Source organism: Methylobacter sp. (genome assembly GCF_036845245.1).
GTDB lineage: Bacteria > Pseudomonadota > Gammaproteobacteria > Methylococcales > Methylomonadaceae > Methylobacter_A.
In genome coordinates, this window is record NZ_DAIUEH010000040.1 from 21373 (window position 1) to 38649 (window position 17277).

Consider the following 17277-nt stretch of genomic DNA (forward strand, 5'->3'; position numbering starts at 1 on the left):
CAAAAGAATCGTTCTCAGGAAATAAAATGGATCATCTTCAAAGCTATTTACAACATTTTCTAACATCACTGAGCACACTACATATTTTCGAACACCTTCAAAACTCTTTCCAACAGTTTTTATCCTTGCTGAGCAACGGCAATTTTACCGAAATATCAGCCACGGCAGCGACCAGTTTCGCGCTGATTGCAGCGGCTGAAATTGGCGATAAAAGCCAATTGGTATGCATGACGCTGGCATCCCGGCACAGAGCCATGCCGGTTTTACTGGGCGCAATCGCGGCCTTTGCCTTTTTGAATACTCTGGCCGTTGTTTTTGGCATCGCCATTGCCAGTTGGCTACCGGAACATATAGTTGCAACCATCGTCGCTGTCCTGTTTGCTGCGTTCGGCATCCATTCCTTGCGTGTAGAAACGGAAGATGAAAATGAGGAAGTTAAAGAAAGAAGCGGCCACAGCATTTTTTTCACCACTTTCTTATTGATTACCGTGGCCGAATTCGGCGATAAAACCCAGCTGGCAGTTGTCGGCTTAAGCAGCACCACCGTGCCGACTGCGGTATGGCTGGGCTCGACAGTCGCGTTAGCCTCGACATCGGCCTTGGGGATTCTGGCAGGCCGGACTATCTTGCAAAAGGTTCCTTTAGCCCTCTTGCACAAGATCAGCGGAACCATTTTCCTGCTGCTGTCGGTTTATGCAGGTTATCGGGCTTATATCGGCTACATGGGTTAATAGACCTGTAAGCCCAAAAAGGCCACCCAAGCTTAACGCCGGTTCTTGCTCTCGCTCGAACCGGCTTTATTCCGGGCTCTTATTGAATACCAACAAAAAACTCGTACTCTTCGGTAAATAAAAGCATTTTATCCGGCGTTTATCGCTTCCAAGCCGACTATACCCTCGGCATCTGTTTCAGCTTTTCAACAACCTTATCGCCAAATTCTTCGGTGCTGATCATCGTAACGCCACTACCCGGCTTGGACAGGTCAGCGGTTGAATAACCGTCGCCAAACACGCCTTGCATTGCCGCCCAGACATTCTTGGCTTCTTCGGCCATATCGAAACTGTTTTCCAGCATCATCGCAACCGAACCGATCATGGAGTATGGATTGGCGATATTTTTTCCGGCGATATCCGGCGCCGAACCATGTGACGGCTCGTAGTAGGCTTTTTCATCACCGATACAGGCGGAAGGCATCAGTCCCAAAGAACCCAATATGCCGCCGCCCTGATCGCTGAGTATGTCGCCGAACATGTTTTCCATAACCATCACGTCGAACTGGGTAGGCTTCAGGCACAGGTTGGTCGCTGCCGAGTCGACCAGCTGATGAATAACTTCCACTTCAGGATAGTCTTTAGCGACTTCATCCAGTATTTCATTCCATAACACGCTGGATTTCAGCACATTACTTTTATGAATGTTATGCAGCACTTTCTTGCGTTTTTGGGCCAGCTTGAACGCCTGGTGCAAAATCTGGCTGATTTGGTGCTCATCATATTCCAGGGTTTCTTTAACATAACGCAAGCCCTGCTCGTTAATGCCGGTTTCCTTGCTGCCGAAATACAATCCGCCTACCAGTTCGCGAACCATAATAATATCGATCCCTTCGCCGATAATTTCAGGTTTCAGCGGGGAAAAATGAGCCAGGGCTTTAGGCAGGAAAACCGGACGAAAGTTTGCGTAAGTATTGTAACGGCGACGCATCGGCAGCAACGCACCGCGTTCGGGTTGTTTATCAATCGGAATGGTTTTGGATTGTTCATGGCTCAAACCAATCGGACCTTTAAGAATGGCATCGGCTTGGTCGCAAATATCGATAGTCGACTGTGGAAACGCATCGCCGAATTCAAAATAGGCGCAGGCACCAAAAGCTGCGGGCAGCAATTCAAAAGAAACATCGTTACGCTCTTCAATAAGTTTGAGAACTTTGATGGCTTCCCGAGTAATTTCAGGACCAATACCGTCACCGGCTAGCACTGCGATTTTATAATTCTTCATATGTACCTTTGCTATCTGCGTAATATCTACGGAGTGGGATTTTAAAAACCGGCTATTTTACTTTATTTTTTTCAATAAAGCCGGGCATCATTTAACTGTATACCGTATTGCGGCTTACCGGCTTTACTTTGTATTTTTCATTAACACCATTCGGCCTTGCATGTCTCAAAGTCTCATAGTCTTTTGGGCTACTGTTTCGCCATGTTTTTATAGTGCATTAAAGTAAGAATTAGATTACGTAAAATTTTCATGTAAAATGACGAAAATGATTAATATACTTAAAACAACGAAAACTATTTAGTCGCTCATCAGGAATCCGTGTTTTATCAAAAATGCCTATCTTCGTTATTGATCCTATTGCAATCAGCGTCTCTGACGGTGATGAAACCATCAGCCGATAGAAAGATCTTCTTGAAATTATGCTGATCAACTTCAATTTTCCGGGACACAGTTGCCTAGTCGTAAAACATCAGTTAACCGGTTGGCTGCCGATGCAAAAACCGTCAATCCTGATTAATACACTGATGCTTGCCCTACCTAATCATCTACAAAAAGACCGGAAAGGTATCTCCGTATTACCCCTTGACTGCACCGCAACCCACTTCGCAATAATCCCTAAAGCTCAGGAACAGCCGAAGCCATGAGTAAATCGGATACCACACAAGCGGAAAAATTTCTTTCCACACGCGAGGCCGCCGCTCGGTTGGGCGTGGCTTTGTCAACGGTACAGGCTTGGGTCGAAAGCGGAGTTCTTCCCGCCTGGAAAACCGCCGGAGGCCACCGGCGTATCGCAATCGATGCCATTGAAACCATCCGCTTACAGCAGCAAGCTATTCTAAGCCCCGCCATTGCGCCGGAATTACTCAAAGTACTGGTCGTTGAAGACGACCCGGTACAGAGGGAACTTTATCGCCGCCAATTCGCCGAATGGCAACTGCCTGTTCTGTTAGTGACTGCCGAGGATGGCTTCGAAGGATTGATGCTGATCGGTCGTCATAACCCGGATATGATTATCATTGACTTGGCAATGCCGGAAATGGATGGTTTTAAAATGATCCGGCGTATGAAAATGCAATCGACGAAGACAGACGCTACTATACTCGTCGTTACAGCGCTTACGGAATCCGAGATTGAAGCCCAAGGCGGACTCCCACCCGACGTTCCGGTGTATCCGAAACCGATTCCCTTCGCCACCCTGCGACTGCTGGTGGAGCACTTGAGCAGGAGAGCAACAGCATGACCACAGCCCAACGACAGCTGGCACAAGAAATCCGGGAATTGGCGACCCAATTGACTATCGACGGCTGGGATCGTCTTCGCGGCCTTCGTCTGGCGCACGTCGCAACCCTTGCGATCGAAGACTGTAAACGCGTAAATTGGTTGGAAACCATCGGTCGAGCCAAAGAGCTGGCCAATTTGCTCGGCGAGTTCGCTCAGGAAGCGCCCAAGGAAATCAGGCTGAAATCTGTGCTGAAAACCGCCATGGCATTGGCGAACCTGCTGGATGCAGGTCAACACACTGCCCATGTGGAGCTGAATTTTCTGCCTGTCCGGCCCCAGGACTGGTTATTTGCACTGACCGGCGATGTTTTCGACAGTAATATAAAGCTGACCGAAGACTTGGCTTCGCTGGGATTTTCCGTGACTCGGGTGGACAGTATCGATGAAGCGACTGAAGCTTGCCGAGCCGCTCAAGTTATCCTGATTGCAGCCGCAAGCTGGCTGGCCGAGAACGCGGAGCGCATGACCGTCATCTTGTCGGCAACGGAAGATAGCTTTGCCGCTTCGTCATTGCTGGTGGCGATTGTCGATACCGACGACTTTCGGATCCAGGTCAAGGCCCGACAGATCGGTGCGCAACTTCTGCTCAACCCTCCAGTGGATGCCATGCACCTGATAACCGAGTTGGCCGGTCTGGCTTGGATGCCGCGCATTGCCTATCGAGTCATCCTTATTGATGACGATGCCGCCGTACTGAACCTGCACGCCAACATCTTACAATCCGCCGGTTTCGAAGTACTGGCCATCGACGACCCGGTAGCCGCCCGGGATTTTCTGGGCGACTTCGCCCCCGAAGCTTGTGTGCTGGACGTGGAAATGCCGGCCTGCCGGGGCACCGATCTCGCCGCCTTGCTGCGTCGGGATAAGCGCTATACTCACTTGCCGGTCATCTATATTTCCGCCTTTGCCGATATCGACCACCAACTCGACGCCCGCCATGCCGGTGGCGAGGATTATCTGGTCAAACCGGTCGATCCGCGTTTGCTGGTCACAGCAGTCATGGCGCGGGCTCAGCAATTTCGCATATTCGAAACGGCATATCAACAACGCCGGCAGGCCTGGAAACAGCTCGATGATCTTAAAGCAGCCGTGGATGCGCATGCGATTGTCTCCATTGCTGCCGCTGACGGCGCTATCATTGAGATCAACCCCAAGTTTTGCGAGCTCAGCGGCTATAGCCGCGAGGAATTAATCGGCCGTAACCATCGCATCGTCAAATCCGGCCATCACCCCGCCGCATTTTTCGAAGGTATGTGGAAAACGTTTTCCGCAGGCCGAATTTGGCGCGGTGAAGTACAAAACCGGCACAAAGACGGCAGTTCCTATTGGGTACAAAGCACTATAGTGCCGGTTCTTAACGAACTCGGCCTACCGGAAAAATATATCTCCATCCGTACCGATATTACTGCGCAAAAGCGCATCCAGACAAAACGGCAACACCAAACCCGCCTGCACGACCTGCTGCGTCAAGTGTTACAACAATATATTGCCAACCATGACATCGGGATAATCAGCACCGTGCTGCTGGACGGCATACTGCTGTTAACCGATAGCGCCTACGGTTTTTTGGGCGAAGTGCTGTATGACCCTAACGATAAGCCTTACCTCAAAACTCATGCCTTGAATAATGTCATCTGGAATGACGTTACCCGAACTCTCTGTGTGGAAAAAAATACGGCAGGCATGGAGTCCTGCAATCTTGACAGCCTGATCGACTCGGTTTTACGCACGGGCGCAATCGCCACGGCCAATGACCCTGCCGGTACTTCTCACCGCTACAACGTGCCCGAAGACCATTTGGTACGGGAAGACTTTATCGGCCTACCTATTCGCCATGAGCATAGGCTTATCGGCATAATCGGCCTGGCCAACCGGCCCGAGGGTTACGGCACATCAACCATAACCGACTTCCTGCAACCTTTTACAGACACCTATGCCAACATCCTGGAAGCGGAACGGCAGAGACAGCTTCAACAACGAGTCATCCACGACCTGCAACAGGCGAAGGATGGCGCAGAGCACGCCAATCAAGCCAAGTCGGAATTCCTTGCCGACTGGAGACTCGCACTTCGAACGCCTTTGAACACTCTGCTCACTCATAGCCAAGCCCTGCAAATGAACGATACGTTGGCTGACGAAACCCGGCAGCAGCTCGCCGAAATTGCGAACGCCGGTCAGCAACTCAACCGCTTGTTTGACGATTTGCTTAATCACATCGACGCTAAAGACACGGCCAAAACATGGCAGGAAGCCAAATTATCACTTAAAACACCGACCATCGCCGAAGCTCATTCCAATAGCGGCTCGGCGCAACAACGTATTCTTGTCGCCGAAGACAACCCCGCCAATCAAGCTGTGCTGCGTATGCAACTCGGCGTACTGGGCTTTGCTGTCGACATTGCCGCCGACGGCGTGGCGGCAATGATTAAATGGCAGGCCGGAGGACACGATCTGATTCTCGCAGACCGTAACATGCCCAGCATGAATGGCCTGGAATTGACGCGTGCGATTCGCGCCACTGAAAGAGAAAGCGGTGCTTATGTACCCATTATCGCAATCACTGCCGCTCAACACCCGGAGGAGCTCTCGCTTTGCAGGCAGGCAGGCATGGACGACATATTGCCTAAACCCATTGAACTGGACGACCTGCGCAATATGCTGGAGCGCTGGTTGCCGCGAGCGTCCCCGCTTGCATCCCGCAACGATGTTCCCAGTGCGCCGACAGCAGAAAACAAAGCGATCCTCGATACCACTTACCTGGCTCATATCATTGGCAACGCCGATGCCAAGCAAACGCGCGAACTGATCGATTTATTTACAACCACCGCACGCAATGATCTGTCGGCCTGCCGACAACATCTCGCCGAACGCAACAGCAGGGCGTTATCCTTGGTCATGCATAAACTCAAATCTTCAGCGCGCATGGTTGGCGCATTGGGCTTCGCCCACGTGGCTGAAAGACTTGAAGATGCCGCCAAAGCAAATCAATTAGAAGCATCAACAGCTTTATTCGCCGAACTAGGGCATGCGTTGAGCGATGTGGAAACCGCGGCGACTCGACTCGCCATGTCGTCCATACCGGTTATTAACCTCGCAGATATGATGCCGATAGCAGCAGAATTGCTACCGAATTGCGTATTGGTCGTGGACGACGACCCGGTAGCACGGCGTCAACTGACCGTATTGTTATGCTCATTGGGTATCCATGAGGTGCTGACCGTTGATGGGGGCGAAGCGGCACTGATAGAACTCGCCCGCGCCAACGGCAACATAGACTTGTTGATCAGCGATCTGAGAATGCCCGGCATGGACGGCGTTGAGTTCTTGCGCCATTTGTCCGACCACAACTATCAAGGCTGTATGGTAATTTCGAGTGGTGTCGACGAGCGTTTATTGCAAACCACCGCTGAAATGGTCCGAGCCAAAGGCATGAACCTGCGTGGCATCTTAAACAAGCCGGTCACGCGAGAGGCACTGCTGCATCTATTAGCCGATCCTTGTAAGATAACGGCAATACCCTCAATGCAACGTGAAAAAATCACCATCACCCCGGATGATATTCAACAAGGCATTCGCCGCAACGAATTCGAAGTACACTTCCAACCCAAGGTGAACGCTGCCACCCTGGTCGTCGTCGGCATGGAAGCCTTGGCCCGCTGGCAGCATAACGGCATCACGGTCCCTCCGGATACCTTCATCGGTATCGCCGAGCGACACGGTCTGATTGCGGAACTCTCCGAAGTGCTGGTCACCAAAGCACTGGTCGGCGGTACCCGCCTGGCCGATGCGGGATATTCATTGACCATGGCAGTCAACCTCTCGGCCAACTGGCTCTCCGACCTCCGGCTCCCGGAGTTCATCTTGGCCAGCGTCCAGGCCACAGGTTTCAAGGCCGAGAACCTGATACTGGAAATCACCGAAACCGGCGTTATGGAAGATATATCGACAGCCCTGGATGTGATGACCCGGCTGCGGCTCAAGGGTTTCAAACTTTCCATCGACGACTTCGGCACCGGCTATTCGTCGATGGAACAATTGCAGCGCATTCCTTTCGGCGAACTCAAGCTGGACCGAAGCTTTGTGCAGGGCGCGGCAGAAAAGCCCGCCGCACGGGCTATCCTGGCATCGACGCTGGGAATGGCCATTAAACTCAAATTATCCACAGTAGCGGAAGGCGTCGAGACGCAACAGGACCTCGATTTGGTGCGCGGACTCGGCTGTAACCTCATCCAAGGCTGGTTTATCGCCAAAGCGATGCCGTTGGAACAGCTGCTGGTGTGGCTGAAGGAGCGAGGCACTTGAACTGTAAGGAATCTGTTGCCGACCTGACAACCATTGCCGTCATCAAAGGGCTTGTTGCTGTCTTTTATTTACCGGTATTGCTGCTGTCTCAGCAGGTATTTGCCGATGAAGCTTCGCGTCCGTTGCAACCGGTTACCTTACAACTGAAATGGAAGCATCAATTTCAGTTTGCCGGTTATTATGCTGCGCTGGAAAACGGCTATTACCGGGAAGCGGGCTTGGATGTGCGGATATTGGAAGGCGGTCCGACACATTCGTCGGTGGAAACCGTGATCAACGGCGGCGCGGATTTTGGCGTCAGCAACACCCAGCTGCTGTTAGACAGGAGTCGTGGCGCACCGGTAGTGGCTTTGGCTGCAATTATGCAACACTCGCCGTTGAGTTTAGTGGTGCGCCAGGATAGCGGCATTCACACGGTAAAGGATTTAGTGGGCCGGAAACTGATGCTAGGCCCCGATAGCGCTGAATTACGAGCCTACTTTAAATGTGCCGGCGTTGACGAAAGCAGTTTCCACCGGCAAGCGCACAGCCAAAACATCATCGACCTGATCAACCGGCGCACCGATGGCTTATCGGCTTACACGCCGAACCAGCCTTATATACTGGAACAAGCCGGAGTCGATTACCTTGAGCTCAGGGCCCTGGATGGCGGTATCGATTTTTACGGCGATGTATTGTTCACTACCGAACAATACATTAAGGATCATCCCGAACCGGTAAAAGCTTTCCGCCAAGCCAGCCTGCAAGGTTGGACTTATGCGATGCAACATCCGGACGAAATTGCCGAACTGATTCATCGGCATTATGCGAGCGATCGCTCACTCGACCATTTGCTTTGGGAAGCGCGTCGCTACCGGCCTTTCATTATGGCGGATCTGGTCGAACTGGGCCATATGAGCCCGAACCGCTGGCGGCATATTGCCGATACCTATGCAAATTTAGGCATGCTGCCGCAAAACTTCGATTTCTCGGGCATGCTTTACGCCCCTAATCCTTACGATTTACGGCGCTTTTATCCATGGCTGGGCGGCGGGATAGCTTTGCTGGTGATATTGGCTCTTTTTAGCGGCTATGTAGTGTACAGTCGCCACAAGCTACGCATCGCCAAATCAATGCTGGATAAATTAGTCCGCAACGCGCCGGGCATGACTTACCAATTTCAGCTCAATGCCGACGGCAGCAGCTGTCTACCTTTCGTAAGCGGAGGCATTGCCGATGTTTTTGGCCTTGATCCAAAGGCCTTAAATCACGATGCCGCAACGGTTTTTGCGCTGCTTCCCCCCGATGATATTGAGATCGTCCAACAATCTATCCGCCATTCCGCGCAGCAGATGACCGATTGGATAGAACAATTTCGTGTCATGCACCCTAAAAAAGGCGAAATCTGGGTTGAAGGCCATGCGACTCCGGAACGGCTGGCCAATAATGCTTTCTTGTGGCATGGCTTTATTCGCGACATTACCGAGCGTAAACATGCGGAACAAACCCTGCAAAACAGCGAAAGGCGCTTCCGGCAAATGTTTGAACATGTTCCTGTCGCCTACCAATCGCTGGATATTGAAGGCTGCTACCTGGACTTGAATAACAAAGCGGCGGAAATGTTGGGCTATAGCCGCGAGCAATTGTTAGGCCGTTGCTTTGGCGATTTTTGGGCTGAAACAGACAACGACCAGTTTTCGCTGGCGTTCAAAAACTTTACAACCACACATCGCGTTAATTCCGAATTGCAATTGCGGCACCGGAATGGCAGCCTCCTAACGATGCTAATTGATGGACGAGTCCAGCGCGACAGCAACGGCAAATTTATCTGTACCCATTGTATTTTATGGGACATCAGTGAACGCAAACAGATGGAAGACATGCTGGTGGAAGCTAAGATCGCCGCCGAAACCGCCAGCAATGCCAAATCGGATTTTCTGTCGCACATGAGCCACGAGCTGCGCACGCCACTCAACGCCATCATCGGCTTTGCACAATTGCTCGAAATTGGTGAGCTAGCGCCGCTGGCCGATATGCAAAAAGAAGCGGTCGGACACATCATGACCAGCGGTCGCCAACTGCTAAGCCTGATTAACGAAACGCTCGATCTGGCACGCATCGAAAGCGGAAAACTTAAACTCAACATCGAAAGCGTCGATCTGGAATCATTCAGGGACGACGTGTTATTGCTGATGCGGCCGGTTGCTGCGACGCGCCACATCAACATCAGTCACAGTTGCATCTGCCATGAAAAAGTATTCATCCGGGCCGATGCGCTTCGCCTCCGGCAGATCCTGCAAAACCTGTTGTCCAATGCAATCAAGTATAACCGGCCGGGCGGCAGCATAACATTGTCCTGTGAAATGACCGGCAATGATGCGCGCTTCACTGTAGCCGACACCGGCATAGGCATATCCGATCAGAACCGGTTGAAGATATTCCAGTCATTCCAACGCTTGGGTGCCGAAAAGACGGCAATCGAAGGCACCGGAATCGGTCTCGTCATCTGCAAACAACTCGTTGAGGCCATGGGCGGCAGCATCGGTTTCGACAGCGCCGTGGATATCGGCAGCCAGTTCTGGTTCGAGCTTCCTCTGGCCGTACCTGAGCGAAAAATTGCATCGATAGCGTATTTTGACAGTACCGTAAATATCTCCACCACGGGCCATGTACTCTATATTGAGGACAGCCGTATCAATATTAGCGTCATGCAACACGTTTTCCGCCAGCTCTCGGATATCGAATTGCTGGTCGCCGAAAACGCCGAAACGGGACTGGCCCTGATCGACAAGGCGCCGCCGAGCCTGGTGCTGATGGATGTCAATCTACCGGGTATGAGCGGCCTGGAAGCTTTACATATACTCAAATCCAACCCGAACACAGCCTCCATCCCGGTGATTGCACTGAGTGGCGCGGCCTCACCGCGCGATATTGAGGCTGGGTTAACAGCCGGTTTTACGGCTTATCTGGTCAAACCGTTTGATATGCCCGAACTGATTAACCAGATACGCAAAGCCTTGCTGAAACCCTTGCCGGTCAGTCAGAAGCAATGAAACGTTTTTAATCGGCAAAAAATTGATGGACTGGCCGTTCAAGTCGGCAAATACAATGAGGAATTCATGAAGCAACACACCAACGGCAAATTGCGAGCGCAACCTTTACCGATCGCTAAATCGTCGCGTCCTGAACCGATGCATAATCCGCTACCGGTCAGGGAATGGATGCATAGGCTGACGCTTTGCTTGTGCCTGTTGGCGCCCGGCTTGTCGATAGCGGACGACAGCGCTCCGGCTTTGACGCTGCACTATTTCGGCACGGCCGGACTCAGCTACGTCACCTCAGGCCAAGCCGACTTTGTACGGAATTTATCCCAGCCCAACGGCCCCAAAGGCGGACAGTGGTCCGGCCAGCTGGATTCCCTGGTCGGCGCACAGGCTAATTTCCAAGTCAATGAACAGCTTGAAATCGTAGCCCAAGCGGTCAGCCAACATCGCTATGACGACACCTATATTCCCGAACTGACCTGGGCTTTCGCCAGATATTTGCCACGTCCCGATATAGAGCTGCGAGGCGGCCGTCTGGGAATGGACTTCTATATGCGCGCCGACTCCCGTCTTGTGGGATACTCATATCTCACCGTCAGACCGTCAGTTGACTACTACGGCGGCCTGCCCTTTCAATACCTGGATGGACTGGATGGCGCGGTTACGCTGGTTGTCGGTGAAGGGCTCCTGCGAGCCAAAGTGTTCGGCGGCTATAGCCCGGAAAAGATTCCTTTCGCGGAAGCTCAATGGGACTTGAGCGACTCACCGATGCTCGGCGGCAATCTCGGCTATCAATTGGGCAGTTGGCAATTCCGGCTCAGTTATGCCCAAATTCGCTACACACATAACCTGCCGCTGGACTATGCAGCCTTGATGACCACCTTGCGCGGAATTCCGTTGCCGGGCACTCAGTTGGCCGCAGATGCTCTTACCATTCAAGGCACAACCAGCCGTCATTATTCGGCAGGCGTCATCTATGATGAAGGCCCCTTGCAAGTGCAGCTTATGGTCAGCGGCGCCAAGCATGAAAGCGCCTTTTTCCAGGATGGCGTTGCCGGTTATCTTTTGACCGGTTACCGGGTAGGCGATATCACGCCATACGCAGGCTTATCATGGAGCCGAAACAATCCCGCTACCGTGCACAGCACCGGCATACCGGCGCTTGATGCTGCGGTGACCGGCGCAATCGACGAAACCCATAGCGACCAGCATACCTACACGCTGGGCTTGCGATGGGACCTTTACTCCGGCATGGATGTAAAAGTCCAGTGGGATGCGGTTCGCGGCTCCCCCGGCTCCAAGTTCCTTTACCGTTGGGAGCAACCCGGCTGGACCGGTCAGACTCATGTTTTATCGGCAGTTGTCGACTTTGCGTTCTGATAAAAGGGAAACCGCCATGTCGAAAATCCTGTTTAGCTTACTGTTTCTTCTGATGATTGCATGGACCGGCAGTGCTCAGGCAGATTTGGTGTTGATCGCCAACCCCGCCATTGCCGAAAACACTATCAGCCGTGAAGAGGCCATCAATATTTACATGGGCCGTTTGCGCCGGTTTCCGTCCGGTGCATCTGCCCAACCGTTGGACCTGCCGGCCAACGGAACAGAGAAAGCGCTTTTCTACCGCCTCCTGGTCAATAAGGAACTCTCCGATATCGATGCTTATTGGGCCCGTCTGGTGTTTTCGGGTCGGGCTTCTCCACCCCATACGGTCGGCAGCCTGCAAGAAATGCTCGAGCGCGTGGCCGGTGAGACCAACGTCATTGGTTATGTCGACCGGGCTTTCGTCGACAAAAGAGTCAGGGTTATCATGGAATTGCCGTCAACAGGAGCCCGCTGATGCGCAATTTCTGGTCTAACAGCATTCTGATACGAACCACGTTTATCCTCGCTATCTCGGCCGGACTGGTAGGTGCGTTATTCATCGACTTGGCCGCCTCGGTCATCGCCGACCGCTTTCATCATCAGGCATATAGCAGATTGGGAGAGCTGATCGACACGGTCGAAAGGACTGTCAGTATCGCCTGCTATCTTCCCGATAAGCCGCTTGCAGGAGAGGTGGTTCAAGGACTGATGAAGAACAGGGAGATTGCGTCCATTGCCATCTTCGATGCCAAGAAAGAGCAATTGGCCGGGCTGTCTCGCCCGATAGAGCACGTTGATACCGACATGCATGGACTGCCCGAAATACGCCGCCCTGTGATATCCCCTTTCGATCCGGATAGCGTGGTCGGCGAGATCGTCCTGATTCCCGATCATATGGAAATTACCCGGCGCATTGCCCAGAACGTGGATGACGTCAAAGGACTGCTGGGCATCGAACTTGCCGTGCTCAGTTTGGTGGTGATCAGTATGATAGTACTGATGGTCATCCGGCCTATCAGGCGCATTTCCGATGACCTGCATGCAATGAATGCGCCGGCAGGCGATAAGCTAACGCCGCCGCGCGGCCACGCCAACGACGAAATCGGCCAAGTGGTGGAGAATGTCAATGCCCTGGTCGATGACCTGGTTTGCGCACTGCGAGAGGAACAGACCCTACGCTTGTATCGTGAAGCCGGCGAAAAAAAATACCTTGCCATCTTCGACAATGCCGAAGCAGGAATCTGTTTGCTGGAAACCGACGGCCGGATAACTTCCCATAATCCTGCGTTTGCCCGCATGACCGGTCTGTGTCTCGCGCCGGACCCACTGGAAAACTCCCCGTCGCTTAAAAAGCTGCATTGCCGCTATCCCGCTAAAATAGAAGCAGCCTTAAGCACATGCCTGCAAACGGATATTACTGTAACCGAAGATATCGAGCTACTCGACTCGGGCTCAGACAGCCTTTGGCTGCATCTGATTTTGACGCCCATTGGACAAGGGCTGGTACAGGGCATCATCAGCGACATTACCGAGCTGACTTTGGCCAAACAAGCGGCCGAAGATGCCAGTAAAGCGAAATCCGCGTTCCTTGCCAGCATGAGTCACGAACTGCGCACACCGCTTAACGCCATCATCGGCTTCGCGCAATTGCTGGAAATGGATAAATTGACGCCCTTGTTTGACGAACAGAAAATCGCAGTCGGCCATATCATGACCAGCGGCCGACATTTGCTGAACCTGATTAACGAAATCCTCGATTTGGCTCGTATCGAAAGCGGTAACCTGAATATTCATTTGGAAAACATTGAATTAGCGCCGCTGATTGAAGAAGCGGTATCGTTATCACTTCCCAGCGCGACAACGCGACAAATTAACATTCGGCAATTATGTTCGAATGAAATAGCCGTTCGTGCCGATTTGCAGCGTTTGCGGCAAATTCTGCTGAACCTGTTGTCCAATGCGATCAAGTACAACCGGCAGGGCGGTAGCGTTACACTATTTTGCGATTGGGTAAGCGATTATGTACGCATTACCGTCGTCGATACCGGCCTCGGTATTCCCGATGAGCGCCGTCCGGAAATGTTCCAGCCGTTCCATCGGCTGGGCGCCGAGAGAACCAGTATCGAAGGCACCGGCATCGGTCTTGTCGTTTGCCAACGGCTGATTAAAGCCATGGGCGGACGTATCGGTTTTGACAGCACTACCGGCGTCGGCAGCCGATTCTGGATTGAATTGCCTCCTGCCGCGGGTACTCGTGAAATAGCCACAGCAGTTTCTGTTGCGGCCTCGAAAAATAACTCAACTAAAAGCCAAGTATTTAGCAATCGAGTAGTCTATATTGAGGACAACTTAACCAACATCAACGTCATGAAGCATGTGTTTCGGCTACTCCCGGATATTGAGCTGCTAACTGCCAAGAACGCCGAATCGGGGCTTGAGATGATCTTTGAAACGCAACCGGGTCTGGTGCTGATGGACATCAATCTTCCGGGAATGACCGGCCTGGAGGCCATCCGCAGGCTTAAAACCCATCCGGACACCGCCTCGATCCCGGTGATTGCGGTCAGTGCTGCCGCCATGCTCGGCGATGTTGAGCTCGGCTTAAAATCCGGCGTGACGAGCTATCTGACCAAACCGTTCGACGTTCCTGATTTAATCGCTCAGGTGAGGAAAGCTTTGAATAAAACCGCAACCAGTGAGATAGGTTTGATATGAACAAATTACTGCCGGAAGACTTTGCCGGCTTGCGCAACCGGCTGCTCAACGATGCACTACTTTGGTTAAGCATTGCCGCCGGCCCTGGCGTGTCTATTTCCGCTGCCAGGATGTTGATTATCGGCTGGAAGCCATTGCTGTTGATACATCTTCTGTTACTGGTCCTGCTTTGGTTCATGTGGCTGGGCCGCAACCGCTGTTCCTATCGATTCCGCGTTTTCGGTTTGCTGGCTGTAATCTGGCTGACAACCATAGGCGGGCTGGTACAGCTGGGTCCCGTCGCAGTGGGTGCGCTGTACACCATATTGTTCGCCTTCATTTCTATCCTGTTCCTGAGCGGACGAACTGCGGCCTGGCTGATTGCCGGCAATACCCTGTGCCTTATCCTGGTCGGCATAGCGGCGAGCGGTCATTGGCTCCAGTTCGACCTGGACTATCAGGTTTACGCCTATCATCCATTGACCTGGTTGAATATGGTTTGGAATTTAACCGCTTATGCGGTCATCTTCGCGCTCATCGGTTCGCGTATGATGCAGAGCTTGCTTGAGCGGGAAACCGTAGCGAGAAAACTGGCCTCCCGCCAACAAAAAATTGCGGCTAATGTACCGGGCGTCATCTATCAGCTCTTATGCAGCAGCAACGCCAATACCAGCTTTCCTTATATCAGCGAGGGCTCGCGCCGCATTTTGGGTATCGACCCGGAACTGCTGATGGCGGACGCAGCAATATTTCTTTCGCTGATACACCCGGACGATGCCGGACGGATTCGGGAATCGATTCAGGCCTCCGGCCGCAACCTTACACCCTGCTATGAATCGCTCCGAATCGTGCGTCCTCAGCTGGGCGTTATCTGGGTGGAGATCAATTCGACGCCTGAACGGCTGGCCAACGGCGATACATTGTGGCATGGTTTTATGCGTGATATTACCGCGCTTAAGATAGCGGAGCAGCGCCTTTCAGCTTCTTTGGAGAACACTCCGAATGTCGCCGTGCAATGGTATGACCTGGATGGCCGGGTTCAGTATTGGAATCACGCCTCAGAGCTAATCTTCGGCTGGAGCGCGGCAGAGGCTTACGGCAAAACGCTCGACCAGCTGGCTCAAACCGAGGAAGAAGCGCACGATTTTCATGCTAAGCTGGCCTGGATCAACACCCACAAGAAAGCCCTCGGCCCTGTTGAAGACATCATCCGGCATCGTGATGGCCGGCAACTCTTTATCTCTTCCACGACGTTTCCGATTCCTAGTGAGGATATGCCGTTATTCGTTTGTATGGGTGTAGATACCACCGAACGCAAGCAAGTCGAAGCCGCATTGAAACAGGCCAAACTGGATGCGGAATTCGCCAACCTGGCTAAATCGGAATTTCTGACCAATATGAGCCACGAATTACGCACTCCGCTCAACGCCATCATCGGCTTCTCCCAGTTGCTGGACATGGACAAGTTAACCCCGGCCGATGCCAAAAAAGAAGCTGTCGGACACATTATGAACAGCGGCCGTCATCTGCTGAACCTGATTAACGAAATTCTCGATCTGACCCGCATTGAGAGCGGCAAGACGGATTTTAAAATCGAAACCATTGCGCTGTCGCCGTTAATCAGCGAAGCCGTGTCGCTCTCACTTCCTGCCGCGACATCCCGGAATGTCGCTATACAGTATTCCTGCGCCGCTAATTTACATCTGCGTGCCGACATGTCGCGGATGCGGCAGATTCTGTTAAACCTGTTGTCCAACGCGCTCAAGTACAACCGGCAAGACGGCAGCGTGATGTTATCCTGCGCTGTGGCGGGCGATTCTGTGCGCGTTACCATTGCCGATACCGGCACCGGCATTCCTAATGAGCGCCGCCCGGAAATATTCCAGGCTTTCCATCGGCTGGGAGCCGAAAAGTCAAATATCGAAGGAACCGGTATCGGTCTGGTCATCTGTAAACGATTGATCGAAGGTATGGGCGGACGTATTGGTTTTGATAGCACGCTGGGTATCGGCAGCCGGTTTTGGTTCGAATTGCCTCATGCCTTATCCGACTACAAAAACTTTATGGAACCGTCAATTAAGTCACAAAGTGAGTCCTCGGATAAATCCCGGCCAACCGGAAAATGCGTGCTCTACGTTGAAGACAGCCCAATCAATATAGAAGTCATGAAGCATATTTTCTATATGCATCAAGACATACGACTGCTCATCGCCGAAAGCGCAGAAATCGGGCTGGCAATGATCAATGAAGACCAACCGGATCTGGTGCTAATGGATATCAACCTGCCCGGCATGAGCGGTCTGGAAGCGCTGCATATACTCAAGTCCAATTCGCACACGGCCTTAATTCCTGTGATTGCCGTCAGTGCGGCGGCCATGCCTAGTGATGTTGAAGCCGGACTAAAGGCCGGTTTTATGGCCTACCTGACCAAACCCTTCGACGTGCCTGAACTGATCGTTCTGATCAGGGATACTTTGCAAAAAACCACCGCCGACAGGAAGTCTTCGGATGAAATCTACAATCAATCCGCAACAACATTCCCAGACAATGCCTATAATACCCATAATTAAAAAAGGCCTAAGGGCACTGATTAACAACCTGATAAACCACCCTTTCAAAT

Annotated in this window: 9 protein-coding genes; 8 read left to right on the plus strand and 1 reads right to left on the minus strand. The window is 52.3% G+C overall.

Translation table 11 applies throughout. The features are described from left to right. Nucleotides 1-26 precede the first annotated feature (26 nt). Entirely contained in the window at nt 27-731 is a 705-nt protein-coding gene (locus V7051_RS16880) for a TMEM165/GDT1 family protein (protein WP_333876881.1), read from the plus strand. 157 nt (nt 732-888) lie between these two features. Here V7051_RS16880 and leuB read toward each other — a convergent pair whose 3' ends face one another. Then, complete coding sequence (leuB, locus tag V7051_RS16885; RefSeq protein ID WP_333876879.1) at nt 889-1995, minus strand: 3-isopropylmalate dehydrogenase; 1107 nt, start codon at nt 1993-1995, stop codon at nt 889-891. Nucleotides 1996-2635: 640 nt separating this feature from the next. Between leuB and V7051_RS16890 the strand changes: the two genes are divergently transcribed. The 7 genes from V7051_RS16890 to V7051_RS16920 all read left to right on the plus strand — a co-directional run bounded on the left by V7051_RS16890 (nt 2636) and on the right by V7051_RS16920 (nt 17227). After that, a complete protein-coding gene (locus tag V7051_RS16890) occupies nt 2636-3235 on the plus strand; it encodes a response regulator (RefSeq protein WP_333876878.1) in 600 nt (199 codons plus the stop codon). Next, nucleotides 3232-7578, plus strand: a complete 4347-nt coding sequence (locus V7051_RS16895) for a response regulator (protein WP_333876877.1) — start codon at nt 3232-3234, stop codon at nt 7576-7578. The genes V7051_RS16890 and V7051_RS16895 overlap by 4 nt, the downstream gene beginning before the upstream one ends. Further along, nucleotides 7575-10610, plus strand: a complete 3036-nt coding sequence (locus V7051_RS16900; RefSeq protein ID WP_333876876.1) for an ABC transporter substrate-binding protein — start codon at nt 7575-7577, stop codon at nt 10608-10610. Before V7051_RS16895 ends, V7051_RS16900 begins: the two co-directional genes overlap by 4 nt. 66 nt (nt 10611-10676) lie before the next feature. Further along, nucleotides 10677-11981, plus strand: a complete 1305-nt coding sequence (locus tag V7051_RS16905) for a hypothetical protein (RefSeq protein WP_333876874.1) — start codon at nt 10677-10679, stop codon at nt 11979-11981. Between the two features lie 16 nt (nt 11982-11997). Then, a complete protein-coding gene (locus tag V7051_RS16910) occupies nt 11998-12438 on the plus strand; it encodes a hypothetical protein (protein WP_333876872.1) in 441 nt (146 codons plus the stop codon). Further along, the gene (locus V7051_RS16915) at nt 12438-14678 is read left to right on the plus strand and encodes an ATP-binding protein (protein ID WP_333876871.1); all 2241 of its coding nucleotides are present in this window, start codon (nt 12438-12440) and stop codon (nt 14676-14678) included. Before V7051_RS16910 ends, V7051_RS16915 begins: the two co-directional genes overlap by 1 nt. After that, nucleotides 14675-17227 (plus strand): hybrid sensor histidine kinase/response regulator, encoded by a 2553-nt coding sequence (locus V7051_RS16920; RefSeq protein ID WP_333876868.1) that lies wholly within the window; start codon nt 14675-14677, stop codon nt 17225-17227. The genes V7051_RS16915 and V7051_RS16920 overlap by 4 nt, the downstream gene beginning before the upstream one ends. The last annotated feature ends 50 nt before the right edge of the window (nt 17228-17277 follow it).